This window comes from Pseudomonas marginalis, assembly GCF_024169655.1.
In the GTDB taxonomy this organism is placed as follows: Bacteria; Pseudomonadota; Gammaproteobacteria; order Pseudomonadales; family Pseudomonadaceae; genus Aquipseudomonas; species Aquipseudomonas paraveronii.
Window position 1 is genome coordinate 3,573,378 of sequence record NZ_JALJWV010000001.1, and the last position, 23,412, is coordinate 3,596,789.

The following is a 23,412-nucleotide window of genomic DNA, read 5'->3' on the forward strand; positions in this document are numbered from 1 at the left end:
TCGACCATGAAGCACCCTCGATACCTGCTGTCCGGCCTTGCCTTGTCCATGCTGATCGCCAGCGGTGGCGCGCAAGCGGCCGGTCTGTCCAGTGAACATAAACCGTTTGGGAAAACCAACGACGGCAGCGCCGTCGAGCAGTACATATTGCGCAACAGCCATGGCATGCAAGCCACGGTGATCACCTACGGCGGCGTGTTGCAGGCGCTGAAAGTGCCGGACAAGCACGGCAAGGTCGAGGACGTGGTGCTCGGCTTCGACGACGTGCAGGGCTATCAGCGCGGTACGGCGTTTTTTGGCGCGACCATCGGCCGCTTCGGCAATCGCCTGGCTGGCGGTGCGTTTGAACTCGACGGCAAGCGCTATCAGGTGCCGCTCAACGACGGTCCCAACGCGCTGCATGGCGGCGCCCAGGGCTTCGACAAGCGCGTGTGGCAAGCCAAGCCCGTCAAGGACAAGGACTCGGTCGGCGTGACCCTGACCTACCTGTCCAAGGACGGTGAGATGGGCTTTCCCGGCAACCTGACCACCGAAGTCACCTATCGGCTCAACGACAACAACGAACTGCACATCGACTACAAGGCCACCACCGACAAACCGACGGTGCTCAACCTCACCAACCACAGCTATTTCAACCTCGCCGGCGCGGGCAACGGCGACATCCTCAAGCAGGTGGCGACCTTGCACGCCAGCCACTACACGCCGGTGAATGCGACCTTGATCCCCACCGGCGAACTGGCGCCGGTCAAGGGTACGCCGATGGACTTTCTCCAGCCCACCGCCATCGGCCAGCACATCAAGGACAATCATCCGCAACTCAAATTCGCCGAGCCGAAACAGGGCGGGTTTGACTTCAACTGGGCGCTGGACACCCAGGGCGATCTCAAACAACTCGCCGCCGACGTGTACGACCCCGACTCCGGCCGCCGTTTGCAGCTCTACACCACCGAACCTGGGGTGCAGTTCTATACCAGCAACTTCCTCGATGGCTCGGTGAAGGGCAAGGCAGGCAAAACCTACCTGCATTGGAGCGGTTTCACACTGGAGACCCAGCACTTTCCTGACGCGCCGAACCAACCGAAGTTTGCCTCGACACGCTTAGACCCAGGGCAGACCTACACCCAGCGCACCGTCTTCAAGTTCTCCGCCGATTGAGGCTGGCGGCTGGCTTGCCGGCGACCAAAACACTGTCGCAGGCAAGCCGGCGTCCGGATCTATTGTGATGCAAATAGTCCCCAAAACCGTGCTTGGCTGCTATTGTGCCGCGCTTTGAAAAGCCGCCTACCAGCAAGGAAATGGACGTTGAACACTGACGAAAAAATGACCGGGGACCTGTTCGAGGTGGATAAGCGCCTGTCACTCAAACCCGTGGTGGACTTCAACGCCTACCTGCGCAACGCATTTGGCGACGGCCCCTGCACCTGCGTGCGCTGTGCTGCCAGTGGTGGGGATGAAACCGGCTATGAGTTCCAGCACACCTTCAACCTCGACGCCAAACCCACCCACCGCCGCTTTGCCTCGACGGCCGGCAGCGATGTGCTGTTGATGTTGAAAAAGGCGTGGCTGTCGTACACCAAGGCGGAGTTGCCGCTCAGCGGCGTGCTGGCGTTGCCGACGGTGAAGGAGTTTGTCGAGCCGCAGTTGCACAAACGCCTGGCGCCGCTGTTTCTGGCCAGTGGGTTGGCAAAGGAGGTGGACGGCGAACTGCGCATCCAACCGCAGGCGATGGCCTGATTCCGCCCTTGAGCCCGCCCTTGAATGTGCGGCTCAGACGTCGGGGTGATAAATCGAACCCTTGAGTGAGCGCAGTAGCGAGCGTCCTACCCAGGGACGCCGCTGTCCCTACGCCAATCCTGCCTATTTCGGCTTTTTCCTTGCGCAAGTTTCATCAGTGGGATCAGCATGGCCCACGATGAATAGCCGCTTGATCGAATAACGCGCCTTCACCACCAAAGCCGAACACCGTCGCACCGAGACGGGCATCCTGCGCGTGACGATGTCGCCCGACTGCCGCCGCGCAGGGTTGGCGCAGCGAAAGCACAGCTCAGGTTTTGCGTTGATCACAAGGAGTTCTGGATGGCCGCACCAAGCAAGAAGATGAGCCTGTTGGGCCTGACCACCCTGGTAGCGATCAACATGATGGGCTCGGGGATCATCATGTTGCCGGCCAGCATGGCGCAACTGGGCGCGATTTCGCTGCTGTCGTGGGTCGTCACCGCGCTCGGTTCGATGGCGATTGCCTACGGCTTCGCCCAATGCGGGCTGTTCTGTACCCGCAGCGGCGGGATGTCGGCGTATACCGAGGAGGCCCACGGCAAGTCGGGGTTTTTCCTGTGTTCGTTTCTGTATTTTCTGTCGCTGATTATCGCCAATGTGGCGATTGCGATTTCGGCGGTGGGCTATTTGTCATCGTTTATTCCGTGGCTGGGCAGCGGGCCGCTGCCGTTTTTCGTCGGCAGCCTGGCGCTGATCTGGCTGACCACCGTGGCCAACTTCGGCGGCCCGCGCATCACTGGGCGCATCGGTGTGGTGACGGTATGGGGCGTGATCATTCCAGTGGCGGGGCTCTGCGTGATCGGTTGGTTCTATTTCAAGCCCGAGGTGTTCACGGCCGCCTGGAACCCACACCAACGGCACCTGTGGGACGCCGTCAGTGCGAGTATTCCTCTGACCCTGTGGGCCTTTCTTGGCATGGAGTCGGCCGCCCAGGGCTACGACGCGGTGGAGAACCCCAACCGCACCGTGCCCCTGGCCTGCCTGCTCGGCACGCTTGGGGTGGCCGTGGTGTATGTGCTGTCGACCGCGGTGATCCAGGGCATCGTGCCCAATGCCGAACTGGCCGCGTCGTCCGCACCGTTTGCGCTGGTTTACGCGCAGATGTTCAGCCCCGGAGTCGGCAAGCTGATCATGGCGCTGGCGGTGGTGGCCTGTATCGGTTCGTTACTGGGCTGGCAATTCACCCTGGCGCAAACGGCCAAGATGTCGGCGGACCAACGCCTGTTTCCGCGCTTTTTCAGCCGCGTCAGCCCCGCGAATGCGCCGGTGCTGGGGTTGCTGGCCTGTGCCACGCTGCAAAGTCTGATTGCCTTGTCGACCATCTCGCCCACCGCCAGCGCACAGTTCAGCAAACTGGTGAACCTGGCGGTGGTGACTAATCTGCTGCCCTATGTGACCGCCCTCACCGGCCTGCTGGTGATGATGTTTAAGGCGCACGCCAGCGCGACGGTGCAGGCGCGCAATACGCTGGTGGTGCTGGTGGCCGTGGGGTATTCGCTGTATGCGATTTATGCCTGCGGTGAAGACGCGGTGTTTGGCGCAATGCTGGTGCTGGCGTTCGGGTATCTGTTGTATGGATTTCTGGCCAAGCGGTTTATTGGGGAACCGGTCTATCCCCCTGGCAGATGAAGATCAACATGTGGGAGGGGGCTTGCCCCCGATAGCAGTGGTTCAGTCAATGCATGTATCGACTGGCGCACCGCAATCGGGGGCAAGCCCCCTCCCACACTTTCTACCGGGTGCGTTTATTTACGCGCCGCCTCCCACTGCTTGAGCAGGTCGCCGTAGGCCACGGTTTCGCCTTTGGGTTTCTCGTTGGCCAGTTTCGGCTTCGGCGCGCCCGGCTGGTCGAACCAGTATTGGGCGTCACGTTCCGGGTTCATTTTCGGCCCGCATACCGGTTGCACTTTAGAACGCTCCAGGCGCGCCATGATCGCGTCTTGCTCCTTGGCCAGATTGTCGAGCGCCTGTTGCGGGGTTTTCTCGCCGCTGGCGGCCGCTGCGATGTTGCTCCACCACAGTTGCGCCAGGCGTGGATAGTCGGGCACGTTGGTGCCGGTCGGGGTCCACTCCACCCGGGCCGGGCTGCGGTAGAACTCCACCAGTCCACCGAGTTTCGGCGCCAGGTCGGTCATGGCTTGGGAGTTGATGTCGGACTCACGAATCGGCGTCAGGCCAACGATGGTTTTCTTCAGCGACACGGTTTTCGAGGTGACGAACTGCGCGTACAGCCAGGCCGCGAGTTTCTGCTTCTCAGGCGTCGACTTGAGGAAGGTCCAGGAACCCACGTCCTGATACCCCTTCTTCATGCCCTTTTCCCAATAAGGCCCGACGGGCGATGGCGCCATGCGCCATTTCGGCGTGCCGTCGGCGTTTACCACGGGCAGGCCCGGTTTGGTCATGTCGGCGGTAAACGCGGTGTACCAGAAGATCTGCTGGGCGATATTGCCCTGGGACGGCACCGGGCCGGACTCAGAGAAGGTCATGCCCGCCGCTTCCGGTGGTGCATAGGCTTTCATCCAGTCCACGTATTTTTGCGTGGCGAACACGGCGGCCGGGCCGTTGGTGTCGCCGCCACGGGTCACGCTGGAGCCCACCGGGTGGCAGTCCTCCACGCGAATGCCCCACTCATCCACCGGCAAACCGTTGGGCAAACCCTTGTCGCCACCGCCGGCCATGGAAAACCAGGCGTCGGTGAAGCGCCAACCCAGGGACGGGTCTTTCTTGCCGTAGTCCATATGCCCATAGATGCGCTTGCCGTCGATTTCCTTGACGTCTTCGCTGAAGAATTTGGCGATGTCTTCATAGGCCGACCAGTTCACCGGCACGCCGAGGTCATAGCCGTATTTTTCCTTGAACTTGGCTTTCAGCTCCGGACGTTCGAACCAGTCGGCGCGGAACCAGTACAGGTTGGCGAATTGCTGGTCGGGCAACTGGTAGATCTTGCCGTCCGGCGCGGTGGTGAAGGAGATACCGATGAAGTCCTTGATGTCCAGGGTCGGCGAGGTGAAGTCCTTGCCTTCGTTGGCCATCAGGTCGGTGATGGATTCGGTCTTGCCATAGCGAAAGTGCGTACCGATCAAGTCGGAATCGTTGACCCAGCCGTCATAGATATTCTTGTCGGACTGCATCTGGGTCTGCAGCTTCTCCACCACGTCGCCTTCCTGCAGCAGGTCGTGGGTCAGCTTGATGCCGGTGATTTCACTGAAGGCCTTGGCCAGTACCTTGGATTCGTACTCGTGGGTGGTGAGGGTTTCCGACACCACGTTGATCTTCATCCCACGGAACGGTTCGGCGGCCTTGATAAACCACTTGAGTTCCTCGAGCTGCTGGTCGGCCGTGAGGGTCGACGGTTTGAACTCGCTGCCGATCCATTTTTTCGCCGCCTCTTCATACGCATCGGCCCAGGCCGTGGCGCTCAAACCACTGAGGGCCAGTACGGCGGCCAATGAAATGCTATGTCGCAGCTTATTGTTTTTATCGAACATAGAGACCTCCTGGTTGATTTCAAAAGGGACTACAAACGCCACACACCCCTTGTAGGAGCGAGCTTGCTCGCGAAAAACGCCCAGACACCGCGCACTCCCAGAAACGCCGCGTTATCGTTGACGAATTTCGCGAGCAAGCTCGCTCCTACAGAGAATAGAGGCATCCGCACTAGCCCCAACGCATCACACACAACAGCCATACAAGGGAGAGCGCGGACGCCACCCAGATGCTCCAGTCGGTTACGCCGATCACCAGCAGGTGCAGGTAGGCGCTTCCGAGAAGACCGATAAACAAACGATCACCACGGGTGGTGCTGATCGGCAGAAACCCGCGCCGAGGGATACTCGGCGAGCGCAGTTCCCAGGTGGTCATGCCCGCCAGAATCAGGGCGATACCGCCAAAGAACAGCGCGGTGGGGGTGGTCCAGGCCATCCATTCCATCATCGACTCCTCAGACCCGGCCCAGGGCAAAGCCCTTGGCCACGTGGTTGCGTACAAACCAGATCACCAGCATGCCGGGCAGGATGGTCAACACCCCCGCCGCTGCCAGCACGCCCCAATCGATCCCCGACGCCGAGACGGTACGGGTCATCACCGCCGCGATGGGCTTGGCGTTGACCGAGGTCAGCGTGCGCGCCAGCAGCAGTTCGACCCAGGAAAACATGAAGCAGAAAAACGCCGTCACGCCGATGCCAGAGCCAATCAATGGGATAAAAATCTTCACAAAAAACTTGGGAAAGGAGTAGCCGTCGATGTAGGCCGTTTCGTCGATTTCCTTGGGCACGCCAGACATGAAGCCTTCGAGAATCCATACCGCCAATGGCACGTTGAACAGGCAATGCGCCAAGGCCACCGCGATATGCGTGTCGAATAGGCCGATGGACGAATACAGCTGGAAAAACGGCAGCAGAAACACCGCCGGCGGCGCCATGCGGTTGGTCAGCAGCCAGAAGAACAGGTGCTTGTCGCCCAGGAAGCGATAGCGCGAGAACGCATAGGCCGCCGGCAGCGCCACGCTCAGGGAGATCAGCGTGTTCAGGCTCACGTAGTACAGCGAGTTCAGATAACCGGTGTACCAACTCGGGTCGGTGAAGATCACCTTGTAGTTGGCCAGGGTAAAATCCTGCGGAAACAGCGTGAGCCCGCCGAGGATTTCGGTGTTGCTTTTGAAGGACATGTTCAGCAGCCAGTAGATCGGCACCAGCAGGAACAGCATGTAGATCAGCAGCGGTATGAGTTTGCGCTTGCTCATGTTGGCGGCCTCAGCGGTTGGCGTCGGAATGGGTCATGGCGGTGTAGAACAGCCAGGACACCAACAGGATGATCAGGAAGTACACCAGGGAAAACGCTGCGGCCGGGCCCAGGTCAAATTGGCCGACAGCCATCTGGGTCAGCGTCTGACTGAGGAACGTGGTGGCGTTACCCGGCCCGCCGCCGGTCAGTACGAAGGGCTCGGTGTAGATCATGAAACTGTCCATGAAGCGCAGCATCACCGCGATCAGCAGCACGCTTTTCAGCTTCGGCAACTGGATGTGTCGGAAAACCGCCCACGCCGACGCCCGATCAATACGCGCTGCCTGGTAGTACACGTCCGGAATGGCGCGCAGCCCCGAGAAGCACAGCAGCGCCACCAGGGACGTCCAGTGCCAGACGTCCATCACCAGCACCGTGACCCAGGCGTCCATGGTGTTGGCCGCATAGTTGTAGCTGATGCCCATGGCATTGAGGGTGGAACCGAGCAGGCCGATATCGGCGCGGCCGAAGATCTGCCAGATGGTGCCCACCACGTTCCACGGAATCAGCAGCGGAATGGCGAGGATGATCAGCACCAGCGATGACCAGCGGCCCTTGGTCGGCATGGTCAGGGCGATGGCGATGCCCAGCGGGATTTCGATCAGCAGCACGCACGCCGAGTAGATGAACTGGCGCAACAGCGAGTCGTGCAGGCGCGGGTCGAGCAGCACCTGCTTGTACCAGTCGGCGCCGACGAAATAGCGACTGGACTGGTCGAAAATGTCCTGCACCGAGTAGTTGACCACCGTCATCATCGGGATCACCGCACTGAATGCCACCAACAGGAACACCGGCAACACCAGCCACCAGGCTTTATTGTTCTGCACCTTGTTCATGGCAGCACCTCCAACAGGTAATCGTCGGCGTAGAGCATCAACCACTGCGTGGGGAAGCTGATGGAGGCACGGCCCGCGGGTACCGGTTTGTCTTCGGCCAGGCGTACTTTCAGCGGTGCGCCGTCGAGGTTGAGGGTCAGGATCTTGTAGGTGCCGAGGTCCTCCACATGAACGACGTCGGCCTGGAGGGCGTCGGGATTTGGCTCATCCCACACGTGAATGAATTCCGGGCGGATGCCCACCTGCAACGTCGTGTAGTGCGTGTCGGTAATGCGTTGCTGCAACGCGGCGGACAAGGGCAGATGGGTGCCGGCAAAGCGCACGCCGCCCGCCTCGGCCTGCACTTCAATCAGATTCATCCCTGGGCTGCCGATGAAATAGCCGACAAACGTATGGCTCGGCCGCTCGAACAACTCGCGTGGCGTGCCGAACTGCACGATCTGCCCGCCGTACATCACCGCGATCTTGTCGGCAAAGGTCGAGGCTTCCAGTTGATCGTGGGTCACGTAGACCATGGTGATATTGAACTGCTCGTGGATCTGCTTGAGCTTGCGCCGCAGTTTCCATTTGAGGTGCGGGTCGATCACCGTCAGCGGCTCATCGAACAGGATCGCCGAGACATCGTCGCGCACCAGACCGCGGCCCATGGAGACTTTCTGTTTTTCGTCGGCAGTGAGGTTGCGCGCCTTTTTGCCCAGCAGGCTTTGCAGGTCGAGGACTTCGGCGATTTCCTGCACCTTGCTGTGAATTTTCGCCTCAGCCATGCCCTGGTTACGCAACGGGAAAGCCAGGTTGTCGAACACCGTCATGGTGTCGTACACCACCGGAAACTGAAACACCTGGGCGATGTTGCGTTTCTCCGGGGTCAGCTCGTTGACCACTTTATGGTCGAACAGCACTTGCCCTTCGGACGGGCTGAGCAGACCGGAGATGATATTGAGCAGGGTCGACTTGCCGCAGCCCGAAGGCCCAAGCAAGGCGTAGGCACCGCCCTGCTCCCACACATGGTTCATTTCCCGAATAGCGTAGTCTTCAGGACCAGTCGGCGTAGGACTGTAGCTGTGCGCCAGGTTTTGCAAATGGATCTCGGCCATCAGGCAACCCTCGCGACACGGCGTCCGGGCGCCTGGACCAAGCGGCCCTGGCTGTCGAACACAAACAGTTTATGGGTGGGGATGTACACGCGGATCGGCGCGTCGACGTCGTACTCATGCACCCCCGGCAAGTGCAACACCAGCAGGAAATGCTCGCTGCGTACATGCAGGAAGGTTTCCGAGCCGCTGATCTCGGCGACTTCCACGGTCACCGCCAGTTCGAGGTCATCGTCGTTGCTGGGCACCAGGCTGATATGGCTGGGGCGCACACCAAAGCGGAACTCGCCCTCGCCGATGGGGCGCAGGTCGACGTTGAGCGGGAAGTGTATGAAATTGGCGAAGCTCACTTCGTTGCCGCTGATGCGTCCCGGCATCAGGTTGATCGGCGGTTCGGAAAACAACTCGGCGGCCAATACGGTTTGCGGCTGGTGGTAGACCTCGGCCGCCTTGCCGCTCTGGATCACCCGGCCTTCGTGGAGGATGGTGGTGGTGCCGCCGAGCGCCAGCGCTTCGTTGGGCTCGGTGGTAGCGTAGATGGCAATGGTGTGGCGGGCCTTGAACAGCTCGCGCATTTCCTGACGCAGTTCTTCGCGCAGTTTGTAGTCCAGGTTCACCAACGGCTCATCGAACAGGATCAGTTCGGCATCCTTCACCAACGCGCGGGCCATCGCCGTGCGTTGCTGCTGGCCGCCGGACAGCTCCAGCGGGTGACGCTTGAGGAATTTCTCGATGCGCAGCATCTGCGCGGTTTCCAGCACCTTGCTCTGGATCAGCTCGTTGGACACACCGGCCTGGCGCAACGGCGAGGCGATGTTCTCGAACACGGTCATGGTCGGGTAGTTGATGAACTGTTGATACACCATCGACACGTTGCGCAGGCGCACCGGTTTATGGGTGACATCCACGCCGTTCATCAGGATGCGGCCGCTGTCGGGCTTGTCCAGGCCGGCCATCAGGCGCATCAGGCTGGTCTTGCCGGACAGGGTGCGACCGAGCAGCACGTTGAAAGAGCCGGCCTCGAAACGCAGGTTGGCATCGTCGATCCAGGTCTGGCCTTCGATGACGCGGGAGACATGTTCCAGGGTCAATGACATGACACGCCCTTTTTTATTATTGGAATGAATCTGGCCAGTCGTCAGAGCGAGTTTCATGCCAACCGCAGCAGGTGCTTGATCCACAAGCAAATGCCCTGAAAACAATGTTCGGGAGTGAACAAAAATGAACAATACTGACTGAACAACTGAACACTCGCCGGGTTGACAATGAACAGTTCTGAACAACACTGTTTGAACCCGATTTATTGAACAGCGCCCCTCCCACATTGACCTGGTTACATCCGTTAGATTGTGCAAGACCCCAAAACAATAAAAAGAAGGTCACCATGGCCGAACCGCTGACTCACGACACCCTCATCCAGGACTCCTGGCGCCGCTGCCGCGCATTCGGCCTGGACCATCTGAGCCCACCCAGCTTTGACCAACTGCCCGCCGAGGGCATCAGCCAATTGCTGGAGAGCCAGCATTCCCTGGTGCAGACCACCCATCAGGAAGTATTGCCTTACTACGAGAACATCCTGAGCAACTCCAACTGCCTGATCATGCTGGCCGACAACCAGGGCCAGGTGTTGACGTCGTGGGGCACCCAACGCTTCATCGAACCCAAGTTGGCCCGCGGTTTCAGCGCCGGCGCCAGTTGGATGGAGCGCTCCAGTGGCACCAATGCCATCGGCACCGCGCTGGCCTGCGCCCAGGCGGTGCATATCGAACACGATGAACACTTCCTCAAGGCCAACCGCTTCATGACCGGCTCGGCGGCGCCGATCTTCGACGCCCAGCGCGAAATCATCGCGGTGCTGGACGTGTCCAGCGACAGCTACTTGCCGCCCTCCCACACCCTGGGCATGGTCAAGATGATGAGCCAGACCGTGGAAAACCGGCTGATCCTCAACCTGTTTCGCGGCGAGCATTTCCAGCTGACCTTCAACACCGGGCTGAACAACCTCGACAGTCAATGGGCGGGCCTGCTGATCTTTGATGAAAGCGGCCAGGTGTTGTCGGCCAATCGCCGCGCCGACAATTTGCTGGGCATCAGCCTGTCGCGGGTGATGATCGACCGCTTGTTCAAGGTGTCGATGCTGGAGTTACTGAATCAGCCGCAGGGTTTGCCGTTTTCCTTGCAGGCGGCAGGCCGCAATCGCTTCCAGTGTTTATTGAAGCGGCCCAAGCAGACGCCGGTACACGCGCGTATTTTCAGCCAACCGGCGCCGCCGAAAGCCGCATCGATCAGCCTCAACACCCTGCATTTCGGCGACGTGCGCGTAGAAAAGGCCGTGCGCCAGGCCGAACGCCTGCTGGAAAAAGACATTCCGCTGCTGATTCACGGTGAAACCGGCGTGGGTAAAGAGGTGTTCGTCAAAGCCCTGCACCAGGCCAGTTCCCGCAGCCAACAGGCGTTTATCGCGGTGAACTGTGCGGCGATTCCTGCTGAACTGGTGGAATCGGAACTGTTCGGCTACGAAAAAGGCGCGTTTACCGGTGCCAATCAAAAAGGCAGCATCGGCCTGATCCGCAAGGCCGACAAGGGCACACTGTTTCTCGACGAGATCGGCGATATGCCACTGCCGACCCAGGCCCGCTTGCTGCGGGTCTTGCAGGAGCGCTGCGTGCAACCGGTGGGCAGCAGCGAGCTGTTCCCGGTGGATTTGCGCATCATCTCCGCCACCAACCATGTGCTACGCGAGCAGGTGCAGGCCGGGCGCTTTCGTGAGGATTTGTACTACCGCATTGGCGGATTGACCCTGGAGTTGCCGCCACTGCGCGAGCGCACTGACAAGCAGGCGTTATTCCAACACCTGTGGCAGCAACACCGCGAACCGACCCAATGGGCCGGGCTGAGCGCCGAGGTGCTGGCGTTGTTCGAGCAGCACCCGTGGCCGGGCAATTTGCGCCAGGTCAGCAGTGTGTTGCAGGTGGCGTTGGCCATGGCCGAGGAGCAGGCGATCCGTGCGGAGCATCTGCCGGATGATTTCTTCGTGGATCTGAACGTGACGGCGCCGCTGCCCGCCAGCGAGTCTCTGAATGACAGCGTCGATCTGACGCTGCGCTTGAAAGCGGCGGGCGGGAATATTTCCCACCTTGCGCGGGAACTCGGAGTGAGCCGCAACACCTTGTACAAGCGCCTGCGCCAAGGTAACGACTGAAACCCGGGTAGCGAGCGCACGCTGCCTTCTCAGGCTTGAAACCGCCCCGCCCACACGCGACACTGCGCGGTTCCATCACGAGGACACCGCCGATGACCGCAACCGCCGCCACCGTTTCTGCACGGGAGGCTTATCAAGTGCTCAAGGATATGGCCCTGGAAACGCGGGTCATCAGCGCCTGTGCGGCAACGGATGACACCGTGAACGTGGAAATCGACGGTTGGCAGGTAGTGTTGCTGACCCACGGCGCGTTACTGGTGGGCTGCCAGCACTGCCGCTCACCCGACGGGCGCAATGGATCATTGGACAGCTGGCAACGCTATGGCACCAATCCGGTGGCGCTGATGAGTACGTGGGAGCAGGCGCAAGTCGAACGCCTGTTGTCGGTGTCTCAGCGCCAGCTCCACGACACGCCGGTGTAGATGCCCCGACCATCCCCAGGCGTGGAGCGGGCGGCGTCCAGGCCCTTGTCGTCATAACCCGGCGTGACGGTGTTGGCGTAGCGGCGGTTGGTCAGGTTGCGCAGGTCGACCCAGGCTTGCCAGTCCTGCTGCGGGGCGTCGTAGCCGAAGGTCGCGCCGAGTAAGGTATAGGCCGCCGCGTAGTAGGAATTGGCGTAATCCACCGCCACCCGCGAGGAATGCTCGGTATTGAGGCTGGTGTAGAAGCCGGTCGGATGGCTGTAGCGCAGTTGCGCCTGGTAGTAGTGCTTGGGAATGCCCGGCAAGGTGTTGTCGCCAAAGCGGTCATCGTCGCGGTAGTGGAAGTCACTGAAGGTGTAGGCCTGGCGCAGGGCGAGCTTACCGCTGCGGCCGCCGTCCCACAGCGGGCTGAGCAGGCTCAGTTCGACGCCTTGGTGAACCGTGGGGCTGGCGTTGGATTCGGCGACGATCGCGTTGCTGGTAGGGGTCTGGGCCTGGGTTTCGACGGTGAGCAGCTCGTGGCGCACTTCCGAGCGGTACAGCGCCAGGTCCCATTGGCCGAACCACGCATCACCCCGGCCACCGACTTCCAGGGTGGTGGCGGTCTGGTTTTTCAAACTCACGCCTTCGCGTTGCAGGCCGGTGGCCGGGCCGCTGCCCGACCCGAAGTATTTGTTGGAACCCCAGATCATCGACCAGGCATGCGGCGGCTCGACCGAGCGGCTCAGGTTGCCGTACACCTGCAATTGCGGGGTGAAGTCATAGCGCAGGCCGATGCGCGGCGCATAGTCCCAGTCATGTTGACTGAGCGGCGCCTGGCCGTCGGGATAGGTCACCTGGGTTTCGCGGCGGGTGTAGATCGCGGCCAGGCCGGTGGTCAGCCACAGGTCCGGGACCAGTTCCAGGTCGTTGCCGACATGCAGCACCGTGTCGGAACCCAGGTAGCTGTAGTCGCGGGTCTTGGTGCCAGGGGCGTAGCCTGCGGTATTGCCGACAGGAATACGCACGTATTCCGACGCGCCGTTGTTCGGCATCGCCTGGGTGGTGCGTAGGCCGATCGTGGTTTTGCTGTCGTGGCCGAACAGCGTGTCCTGGCGAATGTAGTTCAGCGTGCCGCTGATGTCGGTGTAGGCGACTTTCAGGCGATTGGTGCCTTCGCGCAGGTCCATCGGGTAGTCGTGATAGGCCAGGCCGACTTCGATCCGAGAGTTGTCGTCGAGCTGCAACGTGGTCTTGTTGGCGATCCAGGTGGAGCCCGGTTGCAGGCGTTTTGAGTCGCGGGCGGCGTTGAGGCTATTGGCGGCACGCGGATCGTGGCTGATCTGGTAGCGCGTGAGCTTGCCCGGCGTATCGTTGGTGGTTTCGCGGTAGCGCAAGTAGAAGCGCGTCTCCAGCGCGGGGTTGAAGCGGTAGCCGAAGTTGGCCGCGACACCCTTGCCCGTGCCGGCGCTCTGCTGCTGATAGCCATCGGATTCGGAATCGGTGAGGCTGATGTAATAGTCGGCATCCCCCAGCACCTGGCCCGAACTGATCTCGCGCTGGGCATAGCCACGGCTGCCCGCTTCATAGCGCACTTGCAACTTGGGCGCGTCGTAGCCGGTGTGGGTCACGTAATTGACCGCCCCACCCAGGGCCAGCGCGCCCTGGTCAAAACCGTTGGCGCCGCGCAGCACCTCGACGCGGCTTTGCCACAAGGGGTCCTTGAGTTCATAAGGCGTACCGCCGGGGCCTGTCAGCGGCAAGCCGTCGAGCATCTCGTACAACCCGGAAGCATGGGCGCCGGGGCTGCGATTCAGGCCCGAGCCACGAATCGAGAGCTTTACCCCTTCGTTATTCGCCGCCTTGGCGTACACCCCGGCCTGGTACTTGAACACGTCCTCGTTGGTGCTCACCCGCCCCTGTTGCACGCTGCCCATGTCGATGTAATTGGTACCGCCGGGCACGCTCTTGAGCTGCGCCTGCGCCACTTCACCCGCGCTGGCTTCGCGGGTGGTGACTTCGATCGGCGCCAATTGCAGGTCTTCGGCCTGCACAAGGGAGCTGAGGGTCAGGGCGGCAAAAAGCAGCGGAGGTTGGCGCAGCAGCATGGGGCGGGTCCTTGGAATGCGGGGGCGTGAAGGCCAGGCCTGGCACGCGAACTGTGATGGGAAGACAGGGATGCTCGCCAGGTCACGCTTTATTAACGAACCGGAGCCTTCCTACAACAGCATCGGACCCTGCCTGTTTTTAAACGCCATGGGATTGGGGAGTCGCGACCAGCCGAAAGGAAATAAGCGCTCCAATCATTGCAAAAGAAGCCCCGACGGTTCCCTAGTCAGCGGCGGGCTCCAACGCCCGCATGAAATCATCCGCCTCCGAGCCCGCCGGGAACCGGAAGCCGTACATTTCATCGGTGGCCAGAATAGCGCTGAGGGCGTCGCGAAACTGGGCTTCGGTCGGCGACTCCTGCAGCAGTTTGTGCGCCTGTAACAACAGGTCGGCAGAGACACCTTGAACACTTGCGGCGTCAATCACCGCAAACAGGATAAATCGCAGACGAATTTCGCGATCCGTGGGCCAAACCGTTTTTCGCTTACCCAAGGTAGGGCCTCATATTTAAGAAAAGTCCGAGGCTATTGCCGACGGGTGGGTGTTTCAAGCAGTGCAGTGCAAGATAGGGCACTTCCTACAGAGGAAACGGAAACTCCGCACTCAACCGTCCTGTCGACGCTGCCGAGTGGCTTGCCAGCACATCAGCGAGCTGGCCGTCACCAGCACGGCGCCTTGCCAGAATTGCGCGGTGAGGTGAGCCCCCAACCACAGCGCGGCGAATGCCGAGGACAACACCGCCCCCGATGTGTAGATCAACGCCGCGCCGCCCAACGGGCCGAAGCGTTCACTGACGCTGCGGATCAATCCAGCGGCAGTGCTCCACAGGAGAATCGCCACCAAACCGCATGCTGTGGCGGCACGCTCGCTGTTGATCTGCATGGTTACCCCTGACACCCGAAGAAATCTGGCGGTGATGCAACCAGCGATCCACGCGGGCCTGGGGATTCAAACCGGGCAACGTCAACGCTCACTGCACCGGCAGGAAATTCATCAGCAACAGGCTTTGCGCATAATTGACGCCCATACGTCGGTAGCGCTCATCGAGCATCCGGGTCAGCAGGTCGAGACGCGCGACGATCTTGCCGAACTCGACGGCGAAACTGAGGTTACTGCCCTCTTCCGAGATCTCGTTGGAAAACAGCAGCAGCACGCCGCTGGCGTCCTGACGCTGACTGAGCAGCCAGGTGGCCTTTTCGATATTGCGCGCTGCGTTGCTGACGAATTGCGGGTTGATCGAGTCAGAGATATAGAACTGGGTGCGCCCACCATGCGCGGTCACCAGCATGCTGCCAATCGCATAGATAAACGCTCCGACCCGATCGCCACGAAACTCAGGGCTCAAGGAATAGCTCAGGGCCGCCAGATCACGTCGATCCCCCAGGGCAGGCAGCGGTTGGCGGTTCTCGATGGCTTGACGGATTTCCCGCGACGCACTCACCGCGTCCGGATAACCCGACTGCCGCCACTGGTTGGGGTTACGCAGGTACAGCTTATTCATCAGCAGATACAGGCTTTGCAGGTTATCGCGCATGCCCAGGGTGGCCATGCGATCTACACTGGTCTGGAAGAACTCGTCAGGTTTGCCATCGCTGAGCTGCCTGGCGATATCCCGCCCCTGTTGCTGGCTGCAAGCGGTGGTGCAGAGCATGAACACGACAACCAGCCAAAGCGGACCGCTCATCAATCGGGGGATAAAAGGCGGGAACGTATGATTCATCTGCACCAGGTCTGGTTCTTATGTCCACACGCAGTATGGGTGTGGCTGGGTCAGAGATAGATCCGAAAAATCCGAAAAAGTGCAGGATTGGGCACCTTATAAATATACTGATAAGCACGCCCCCCCATTCACACCCGACACGACTCAACGGCAGAACACCGCTTTATGCAAACAAAACGGCCAGCTTCAGCAGGGCTGAAACTGGCCGTCATAGCATTGTGTCCTTCGGGCTTGGCCGATAGTCGTCCAATTAGAAAATCGAGATTGGATAATCCACGATCAGACGGGTTTCGTTGTAATCCCCTTCCGCCTGATCGGCGTTACCGCGGTGCCAGGCTTGACGCACTCGCATCGACAAGTCTTTGACTGGGCCGGTCTGCACCACGTACTTGGCTTCAAAGTTGGTTTCGTGGTGCTTACCGTCAGCGCCATAACCATAGGCTTGGTAGGCACTGCCGACCGGCATGTGCGTGCCGTCGATATTGTCACCGTTCAGGTAGCGCGTCATAAAGCTCAGCCCCGGCACACCGTAAGCCGCCATGTTCAGGTCGTAACGAGCCTGCCAGGACCTTTCGCCTGGGCCGTTAAAGTCAGAGTATTGAACCGAGTTGGCCAGGAAGATGGAGTCGGCCAAATCACCCGACTTGTTATTACCCACGGCCACATAGTCAAACGGGGTGTCGCCGTGAACTTTTTGGAACGCCAGTGTGACAGTGTGAGCACTCAGGAAAGAGTACGCCGCGGCCAACGACCAAGTGGTGTTGTCGATGGCACCGGCTTTGGCCTGGCCGGAATCGAGGGTGCGGTAGATATTGAAGTCCAGGTTCAGTGACTGATCGGCAGTGAACGGGATCGTGTAGTTGGCATTACCATAGTATTGATGCCAGACGTCTTTGAGGTCCGACGCAAACACGCTCATGGACAGGTTATCGGTCAGCGTGTATTTACCGCCGAGGTAGTCAATGCTCTTGGCCGACACGTTTGCATAACCGGCATACAATTCGTGGCTATTGTTGGTTGTGGTCGGACCGTTACTACTGGTGAAGTGTCCGGCGTCGAGGTTCAACCCTTCAATTTCGCTGCTCAACAAGTTGAAGCCAGTCGCTGTTTGAGGCGTGGCGCGAGTACCCGCCGTGGCCAGGACCGGGTTGTTGGGCTGCAAGTTGCCATAATGCAGTTCAGTCTTGGAAAAGCGGGCCTTGATCGACGCACCTGCGCTGCTGAAATCATTCTCCGGCCGGCCGTTGCTGTCGACCGGCAAGTTGCCAGAGCCTGCATTGCCTTTGCCACCATCCAGCTTCACGCCCCAGTATCCGTAAGCATCCACACCAAAGCCGACGGTGCCTTGGGTGAAGCCGGAGGTGAAGTTGCCTTGCATCACCTGCAACCAGTCCTGTTTGTCGCCCGCCGAATTCTTACCGTCACGATCAAAATAAAAGTTGCGAAGTAGAAGGTTCAAACTACTGCCTTCAACAAACCCCTTGGCAGTCGCTTGGTCCTCCACACCCGCGGCTGACGCTAGTTGACTAGCACCCAGCGAGACCGTCAGCGCCACCAAATTCCACTTAAAAGACATTGTTCGTTCCCCTGTTTTTAATAGAGCTGCCTCGTCTCTCAACGCACAGTCAGCAGGATCTCCCCTGAAGTCAGGCCGTCAAAAGCGAAGAGTCATAAGTCGATGGCAGATGAGAAGGTTTCTAAGTCGCAACGCATTGACTGCGCAGCGCAAGGTACCGTTTTATAACGGTTTATTTTTAGTACAGGGCAGAGCCTAAGGTGAAAAACTTATAACACTTTCCCGCCGATGGAATGACCTCGTTTCCCGTGAAAGTAATTTTCCATTTCTGTAACAATTCAGGTTTATACAAGAAAGCCGGACGCGTGAAATGAGCTGGACATCGATGTTTCGCATACATCTAAAATCCCAACTGCACGATGAAAACGGCACGCTCTGAGCCTGGATATCCGCAAAGGGCCAAACTGATTCAGGCGTTCTTGGGGCTCCCTTATCGAGAGCGGCGAATACCGCAATATTTACGAGGTAACCTGAAGCAACGTTGTGCTAGCGTACCTGTAGGACGGATTACATGATGGTCTTAGACGCATGCCTCGAGGTCGATACGACTATAAGCCTCGAGGCAGGACATCACATCGCTATAGAGCCAGCCTGCAGGTATCGCAGCGCCATGGGGGTACAGAACCTGATGACACTCATTGCCCCATTGCCCCCCCTTGATTCGAGTCACGATCACCCACTCATAACGGCCGCGCTGTGAACGCTGAGCTACCTCATTCAGGTTCGCAGACGCCGCTTGAGGGTTTGTGCGAGGCGCAGGTGCAGCAACGTCTGGCGCAGGACGGGCTGAACGAACTCCCCGCCTCCCGCCGACGCAGCGCCTTGCGCCTGATGTGTGACGTGGCCTTCGAGCCGATGTTTCTCCTGCTGGTCGCGTGCGGCGCTTTGTACATGGTGCTGGGCGATGTCCAGGAAGCCCTGATGTTGCTGGGCTTTGTCTTCGTCGTGATGAGCATCAGCTTTGTCCAACAGCGGCGCAGTGAACGCTCCCTGAATGCGTTGCGGGACCTCTCCAGCCCAAGGGCTAAAGTGCTAAGGGAAGGTAAAGAGTGCAGCGTTCCCTCGCGGGACCTGGTCGTTGGCGATGTTGTAATGCTGGCTGAAGGCGATCGCGTACCCGCTGACCTGCAACTGACAACATGCGCCAACCTATCAATTGATGAGTCCTTGCTGACCGGAGAATCCATGCCAGTCAGCAAGCTGGTCGCGCCGCAGTTTCATACACTTGGTGATCCAGCGCCGCCGCCAATGGATGCGACCCTTGCACAGGCATTTTCAGGCACATTGGTCACGTGCGGTACCGCCCAGGGACGTGTCACCGCCACAGGCGAGCGCAGTGCGCTGGGCCGGATTGGCCAGTCACTGGCAGACATCGAGGTGGAACCCACCCCGACACAACAGCAAACGCGTCGTGTGGTCAAGCGGGTCGCTGTCATAGGCCTGGCGCTGGCGGCGGCGCTCGCTATCGCTTTCGGGCTGCTGCGCGGTGACTGGCTGCATGGGATGCTGGCGGGCCTGACGCTGGCGATGGCAATCCTACCGGAGGAGTTGCCGGTTGTACTGACGCTCTTTCTAGGCCTCGGCGCCTGGCGACTCGCCCGTGAGAAGGTGTTAGCGCGTAGCATCCCTGCCGTCGAATTGCTCGGTGCGACCACCGTCTTATGCGTCGACAAGACCGGTACGCTGACGGCTAACAGAATGACGGTCAGGCGCCTTTGGTCCGAGGAGGCTGAGTATGAAGTCGCCAGAGATGGTACTGACGGCGGCACGCCTTTGCAGGAGGCACTCCATGGTGTGCTTGAGTACGCGGTTCTCGCCAGCCACCGCCATGCTTTCGACCCGATGGAGTCGGCCATCGGCGAGACCGGGCAGAGCCTGCTGGCACTCACCGAGCACCTTCACGCCGACTGGACGCTGATCGACGACTATCCCTTGTCACCCCAGATGCTGGCAATGTCGCGGGTCTGGCAATCGCCGAATCAACGAGAGCGACTCATTGCTGCAAAGGGAGCGCCCGAGGCAATCGTCGATTTGTGCCATATGGATCCCGTTCGCAGCGCGCGCATTGCGGCTCAGGTGCTGGCGATGGCGGCAGACGGGCTTCGCGTTCTCGGCGTCGCACAGGCGACCTTCGCCGCCGAGGTATTGCCCGGTTTACAGCACGACTTCGACTTCAGGTTTCTAGGATTGGTCGGGCTCGAAGATCCGATTCGTCCAGATGTGCCGCAGGCTATTGCCGAATGCCGAGCCGCAGGCATCCGTGTGGTGATGATGACGGGCGACCACCCGGCCACAGCGATGTCGGTCGCCAGGCAGGCCGGGCTGGGCACCGATGCGCCGGTGATCACGGGAACCGAACTGTCCACACTGAACGATTCTGAACTGGCCGCACGACTGATCACGACGCAGATCTTCTGCCGTGTTCAGCCAGAGCAGAAACTGCGCCTGGTACGCGCGTTCCGTGCACAGGGTGATGTCGTCGCCATGACCGGCGACGGTGTCAACGACGCGCCTGCGCTGAAGGCAGCCGATATTGGCGTTGCCATGGGTGCGCGTGGCACCGAGGTCGCACGCGAGGCGGCCGCGCTGGTTTTGCTCAATGATGATTTCGAGTCGTTGGTGACCGCCGTGCGCTATGGCCGCCGCATTTTCGCCAACTTGCGCAAGGCGATTGTGTTTGTGGTCGCCGTACACGTGCCGATCGTCGGCCTATCGATGCTTCCAGTGCTTTTCGGCTGGCCGATGGTGCTGATGCCGGCGCACATTTTGTTCTTGCAACTGATCATCGACCCCGCCTGCTCGGTCGTGTTCGAGGCCGAACCGCTTGAGCCGGATGCGATGAAGGCTCCTCCACGTCGAAAGGAGCAACGGTTGTTCGACAGCGCAGTGATGATACGCGGCCTCTGCCAGGGCATTGGCTTACTGATACTGCTTCTCGCGACGTATGCGGGTATGAGGTGCTTTGCGCCGGTTGCGTCTGAGCGAGATGAGCTTGCGAGAACACTGACCTTCGTCGTCCTGGCGCTGGCCAACCTCGCCCTGATCCATACCAATAAGTCATGGGGCCGCACGCGCTGGGTGGGGCCTGGCGTGTTTGGCACCCAGCTCAGTTGGATCGCTTTCGCAACGCTGGCCATGTTGGCGGTAGCGCTGTTTTTTCCGCCGGTTACCCAGTTGTTCTCATTCGTGACACCCGCGCCAGTACTGCTACTTTTCGCATTTGGCATCGTCGCGCTGAGCGTAATGTGGTTCGAAGTCGTGAAATGGCTAATACGAATGAGGAGCGAGCACAGCGACTGAGCGAAGCCTTTAGTGCTGATCCCCGCGTTCGCCAGGGGCTGCACATGTCGCAACCCAGGCGAGGTCTGTTCAGCAGTTAATCGCTTAGATTGGCTCCCCGCGTTGGAAAAACAAACCGGATCAGCAGCGCAGCATCGCGCCCTTCGCCCGTGAGAGTAATCTCTGCCCCTCTAACATTATCGGGTAACGCGGCAAGTGGACTCGTCACGTTGGCGAACCTCTTACTCGGGTCAACGCCTTCATAAAAGGTGTACGTCAGGATTCGAACCCTGGAATCGCCAGTAACGTTCACTAGCTTCCAGGAATCCAAAGTAACTTTTTAAAACAATACGTTAGATTCTAATAATTACCGCACCAAGGCACTTTTGAATGCGTTGGAGCCCGCGCCGATCATGGGGCGCATAAGGTTGCAGAAATCATTCCGCCCTCCCCCGCGTGCTGCCGATCGAACACTATCGCCAATAGTCGTAGTGAAACATCCGGGGGCCGCTGATAATCTGCGACCACGTTCGCCAGCCGTTTAGGGATGGAGGCGTAAATAGAAGCCCTGGAGCCGCGAACCTCCGGGGCTTTGCTTTTTTGGCGCAGGCTGACACCCAACTCTTCTGGGCATTTTTCCTTTGGCCCTAAATTGTTCAGGGCGCTGGGCGAAATCCCTTTCAGTACCGACATGGCCGAAATCGGAATGGTTGTGATGTGCCTTGATCTTTCCCGATAGACACGTTCGATTGCACCCGCCGGATTGTTTGGTTGTCATGGATTTGGTGTGTTTGTGCATCGGCGTAGCCGTGAAGCAAGCCTACGATCAGCCCCTGAGACAGCCGACCTTGCGATTGCTCATGGTCGCGTTTAGCGCGGATACAAAAACGCCCGCGTGGCGGCGGGCGTTTGGCATAGATCGTCGAAGCGTTATCGCCTTAATCGAAGGCGCCGTTGAGGACTTCGTAGATTATGCCGGAAGCAATTGCGACCAGTATCAAGTCCGTGCCTGCCTGCTGCCATTCGTAGCCGTCGTAATGTGGAAGTCTGCCCAACAATCGACCATCAAGTTTCTTGGCGATGCCTGGAGGAAGAGGCTTTCCTCTGGCTAGGTTCTTTTGTATTCCGGGTGGTAGTGAAGGACCTGGGCTCCAGTAGTCACGATAGCCACCGAGCACTCCCAATACGCTGCCGCGGTCAATGCTTGGCCCGCGAGCCCAATCGTCTCCGCTGGAACCTTTGCCCTTATTACCCTGGTTCCCATGACCTTGGCCGCCTTGTGAGTTGCCTTTTCCATTGCCTTGACCTTTCCCATTGCCAGGGTCTGCGAGTGCAGTCACCGAGCCAACGGCCAAAGTAAGGCAGGTAACAGCAACTACAAGCGAGCGTAATTTAAACATGACCGTCCTCTCTCCAAGGGAATGCTCCCTGAAATGTAGACGGTATTGCAGGTTTTAGTTCCGTAATACCCATCCCACTCACCGACATCGCCAATGTATCGGCCGCACGAAGAACAGATCGTTCGCCTGGAGACCACTACACGTTGACTGCTCGATGAGTGAAGGCTTGGCGAATGCGAAAGAAGTTCGCGTCGATAACGTCGCACCTGAATACGCAAGCCGCAGCAAGACCTCCAAAAAGCTACGAATCCGCCTGACTACAGACACGCTGGAGATCGTGAAGCCGACTCGTTGATCTAGAATCTGGCAGAGTTGCGGAAACCGCCTGAAATGATGCGGAAACGGTCAAGCGTTTTACTAAAAGCGTTTCAGGAAAGTTGCTTAATGAGGCCTTTGCACGAGAAGCCCATCATATTGAGATACTGCTTCGCAGACCTCACCGCCTGCTGGTTCCAATCAATGTTCATGCTGTCCACTGCTATCGTAGCGTCAGAAACGTCGAAACCCTCTCCAGCACAGCCCGGCACGCCTGGCTTTTACACACAAACGCAAGGATGCGAGCAATGCCATCGCTCAAGAAATACTTCTCCAAAGGCCTTATCGCGGTAATTGCCGCGGTGGGCGGCGCCTGCCTTGAAGCCACCACAGACATAATCAAGAAGAACTTCGAGCCAGCACTGGTTAGCGCTCGAAACAGCCTTGAGGATCGATTTTCGCCACTCCCGGAAAACGCGTTGATCGGGCTAAGTTTGGATTTCTACATGCCGTCGGCTTTGGGCAATGAGACCAAAGCTGAAGGTGTTTCAGCGTCCATCCCGGGAAAAAGCTGCCGCAAGCCTGACGGGCACGACATCGTTCGAGTATTTGACGAGTCAGCAAACGGTCATCGCACGAACGCCGTGATGATTATCCACTGCAGCCCCTCGGGGCGTGTTTCAGTAAGTCTTGCTCCGCAAAGCGGCCAGATTGTTTCAATTTATGAAGGCCGCTTCAGGGACGGTGAGAAACTTGGCTTCCCTGGAGTACCCGGCAGCTACTACGCCGGTGTTCTGACAATGCATCGCCTCGATGCGGTAGAGCCAAAGGGCCCCTGGATGTCGGTAAATAAATGTCAGATCGACAACAGCTGTAAACCTGAAGATTTTTCAATCAACTAGAACCCTATGTACAGATTGCTGTTCTAGCCATACACAAAGCCCCATTCTATACGGTATAGAATGGGGCTTTGTGTATGCCGGAT

21 protein-coding genes are annotated in these 23,412 nt (G+C 59.3%); 7 read left to right on the plus strand and 14 right to left on the minus strand.

The genetic code is table 11. The features are described from left to right. Window positions 1-6: 6 nt before the first annotated feature. The 3 genes from J2Y83_RS16100 (at window position 7) to potE (ending at window position 3,405) form a co-directional block, all read left to right on the plus strand. Window positions 7-1,155, plus strand: a complete 1,149-nt coding sequence (locus J2Y83_RS16100; protein ID WP_253396647.1) for an aldose epimerase family protein — start codon at window positions 7-9, stop codon at window positions 1,153-1,155. A 147-nt stretch (window positions 1,156-1,302) separates the two neighbouring features. Next, window positions 1,303-1,734, plus strand: coding sequence for a hypothetical protein (locus tag J2Y83_RS16105; protein ID WP_253396649.1), 432 nt, complete (start codon window positions 1,303-1,305; stop codon window positions 1,732-1,734). Window positions 1,735-2,076: 342 nt separating this feature from the next. Further along, entirely contained in the window at window positions 2,077-3,405 is a 1,329-nt protein-coding gene (potE, locus tag J2Y83_RS16110; protein ID WP_253396651.1) for a putrescine-ornithine antiporter, read from the plus strand. Window positions 3,406-3,521: 116 nt separating this feature from the next. Here potE and J2Y83_RS16115 read toward each other — a convergent pair whose 3' ends face one another. The 6 genes from J2Y83_RS16115 to J2Y83_RS16140 all read right to left on the minus strand — a co-directional run bounded on the left by J2Y83_RS16115 (window position 3,522) and on the right by J2Y83_RS16140 (window position 9,582). Continuing rightward, window positions 3,522-5,264 (minus strand): ABC transporter substrate-binding protein, encoded by a 1,743-nt coding sequence (locus J2Y83_RS16115; RefSeq protein ID WP_247397799.1) that lies wholly within the window; start codon window positions 5,262-5,264, stop codon window positions 3,522-3,524. A 169-nt stretch (window positions 5,265-5,433) separates the two neighbouring features. Continuing rightward, window positions 5,434-5,706, minus strand: a complete 273-nt coding sequence (locus J2Y83_RS16120) for a DUF2160 domain-containing protein (protein ID WP_253396653.1) — start codon at window positions 5,704-5,706, stop codon at window positions 5,434-5,436. A gap of 10 nt (window positions 5,707-5,716) precedes the next feature. Continuing rightward, complete coding sequence (locus J2Y83_RS16125) at window positions 5,717-6,517, minus strand: carbohydrate ABC transporter permease (RefSeq protein ID WP_253396655.1); 801 nt, start codon at window positions 6,515-6,517, stop codon at window positions 5,717-5,719. Window positions 6,518-6,527: 10 nt separating this feature from the next. Further along, complete coding sequence (locus J2Y83_RS16130; RefSeq protein WP_247397808.1) at window positions 6,528-7,394, minus strand: carbohydrate ABC transporter permease; 867 nt, start codon at window positions 7,392-7,394, stop codon at window positions 6,528-6,530. Continuing rightward, window positions 7,391-8,488 (minus strand): ABC transporter ATP-binding protein, encoded by a 1,098-nt coding sequence (locus tag J2Y83_RS16135; RefSeq protein WP_253396657.1) that lies wholly within the window; start codon window positions 8,486-8,488, stop codon window positions 7,391-7,393. The genes J2Y83_RS16130 and J2Y83_RS16135 overlap by 4 nt, the downstream gene beginning before the upstream one ends. Beyond that, entirely contained in the window at window positions 8,488-9,582 is a 1,095-nt protein-coding gene (locus J2Y83_RS16140; RefSeq protein WP_247397812.1) for an ABC transporter ATP-binding protein, read from the minus strand. The genes J2Y83_RS16135 and J2Y83_RS16140 overlap by 1 nt, the downstream gene beginning before the upstream one ends. Window positions 9,583-9,869: 287 nt before the next feature. Between J2Y83_RS16140 and J2Y83_RS16145 the strand changes: the two genes are divergently transcribed. Together J2Y83_RS16145 and J2Y83_RS16150 are read left to right on the plus strand one after the other, a co-directional pair. Then, a complete protein-coding gene (locus J2Y83_RS16145) occupies window positions 9,870-11,687 on the plus strand; it encodes a sigma-54-dependent Fis family transcriptional regulator (protein ID WP_253396658.1) in 1,818 nt (605 codons plus the stop codon). A gap of 92 nt (window positions 11,688-11,779) precedes the next feature. Further along, complete coding sequence (locus J2Y83_RS16150) at window positions 11,780-12,109, plus strand: DUF7693 family protein (RefSeq protein ID WP_253396660.1); 330 nt, start codon at window positions 11,780-11,782, stop codon at window positions 12,107-12,109. On the opposite strand, the gene J2Y83_RS16155 is transcribed toward J2Y83_RS16150, so the two are convergent. The 5 genes from J2Y83_RS16155 to J2Y83_RS16175 form a co-directional block, all read right to left on the minus strand. Then, entirely contained in the window at window positions 12,079-14,196 is a 2,118-nt protein-coding gene (locus J2Y83_RS16155; protein ID WP_253396663.1) for a TonB-dependent receptor family protein, read from the minus strand. The genes J2Y83_RS16150 and J2Y83_RS16155 overlap by 31 nt on opposite strands. A 223-nt stretch (window positions 14,197-14,419) precedes the next feature. Next, window positions 14,420-14,689, minus strand: a complete 270-nt coding sequence (locus J2Y83_RS16160) for a hypothetical protein (RefSeq protein ID WP_247397819.1) — start codon at window positions 14,687-14,689, stop codon at window positions 14,420-14,422. Between the two features lie 111 nt (window positions 14,690-14,800). Next, on the minus strand, window positions 14,801-15,079 hold the full coding sequence (locus J2Y83_RS29605) for a hypothetical protein (protein ID WP_301295017.1): 279 nt from the start codon (window positions 15,077-15,079) through the stop codon (window positions 14,801-14,803). Between the two features lie 88 nt (window positions 15,080-15,167). Then, complete coding sequence (locus tag J2Y83_RS16170) at window positions 15,168-15,881, minus strand: hypothetical protein (protein WP_253400405.1); 714 nt, start codon at window positions 15,879-15,881, stop codon at window positions 15,168-15,170. A gap of 286 nt (window positions 15,882-16,167) precedes the next feature. Then, window positions 16,168-17,493: an OprD family porin gene (locus tag J2Y83_RS16175; protein WP_253396665.1), complete on the minus strand. Its 1,326-nt coding sequence runs from the start codon at window positions 17,491-17,493 to the stop codon at window positions 16,168-16,170. A 696-nt stretch (window positions 17,494-18,189) separates the two neighbouring features. On the opposite strand from J2Y83_RS16175, the gene J2Y83_RS16180 reads away from it, so the two are divergent. Continuing rightward, entirely contained in the window at window positions 18,190-20,793 is a 2,604-nt protein-coding gene (locus J2Y83_RS16180; protein ID WP_307513990.1) for a cation-translocating P-type ATPase, read from the plus strand. Window positions 20,794-21,183: 390 nt separating this feature from the next. Here J2Y83_RS16180 and J2Y83_RS16185 read toward each other — a convergent pair whose 3' ends face one another. The 3 genes from J2Y83_RS16185 to J2Y83_RS16195 all read right to left on the minus strand — a co-directional run bounded on the left by J2Y83_RS16185 (window position 21,184) and on the right by J2Y83_RS16195 (window position 22,639). After that, window positions 21,184-21,465 (minus strand): hypothetical protein, encoded by a 282-nt coding sequence (locus J2Y83_RS16185; RefSeq protein ID WP_253396669.1) that lies wholly within the window; start codon window positions 21,463-21,465, stop codon window positions 21,184-21,186. Window positions 21,466-21,710: 245 nt separating this feature from the next. After that, window positions 21,711-22,172, minus strand: coding sequence for an anti-virulence regulator CigR family protein (locus J2Y83_RS16190; RefSeq protein ID WP_253396670.1), 462 nt, complete (start codon window positions 22,170-22,172; stop codon window positions 21,711-21,713). Window positions 22,173-22,540: 368 nt separating this feature from the next. Further along, the gene (locus tag J2Y83_RS16195) at window positions 22,541-22,639 is read right to left on the minus strand and encodes an Ltp family lipoprotein (RefSeq protein WP_253396671.1); all 99 of its coding nucleotides are present in this window, start codon (window positions 22,637-22,639) and stop codon (window positions 22,541-22,543) included. Window positions 22,640-22,735: 96 nt separating this feature from the next. Here J2Y83_RS16195 and J2Y83_RS16200 point away from each other — a divergent pair, with 96 nt between their 5' ends. Continuing rightward, complete coding sequence (locus tag J2Y83_RS16200; RefSeq protein ID WP_253396672.1) at window positions 22,736-23,329, plus strand: hypothetical protein; 594 nt, start codon at window positions 22,736-22,738, stop codon at window positions 23,327-23,329. Window positions 23,330-23,412: the final 83 nt, after the last annotated feature.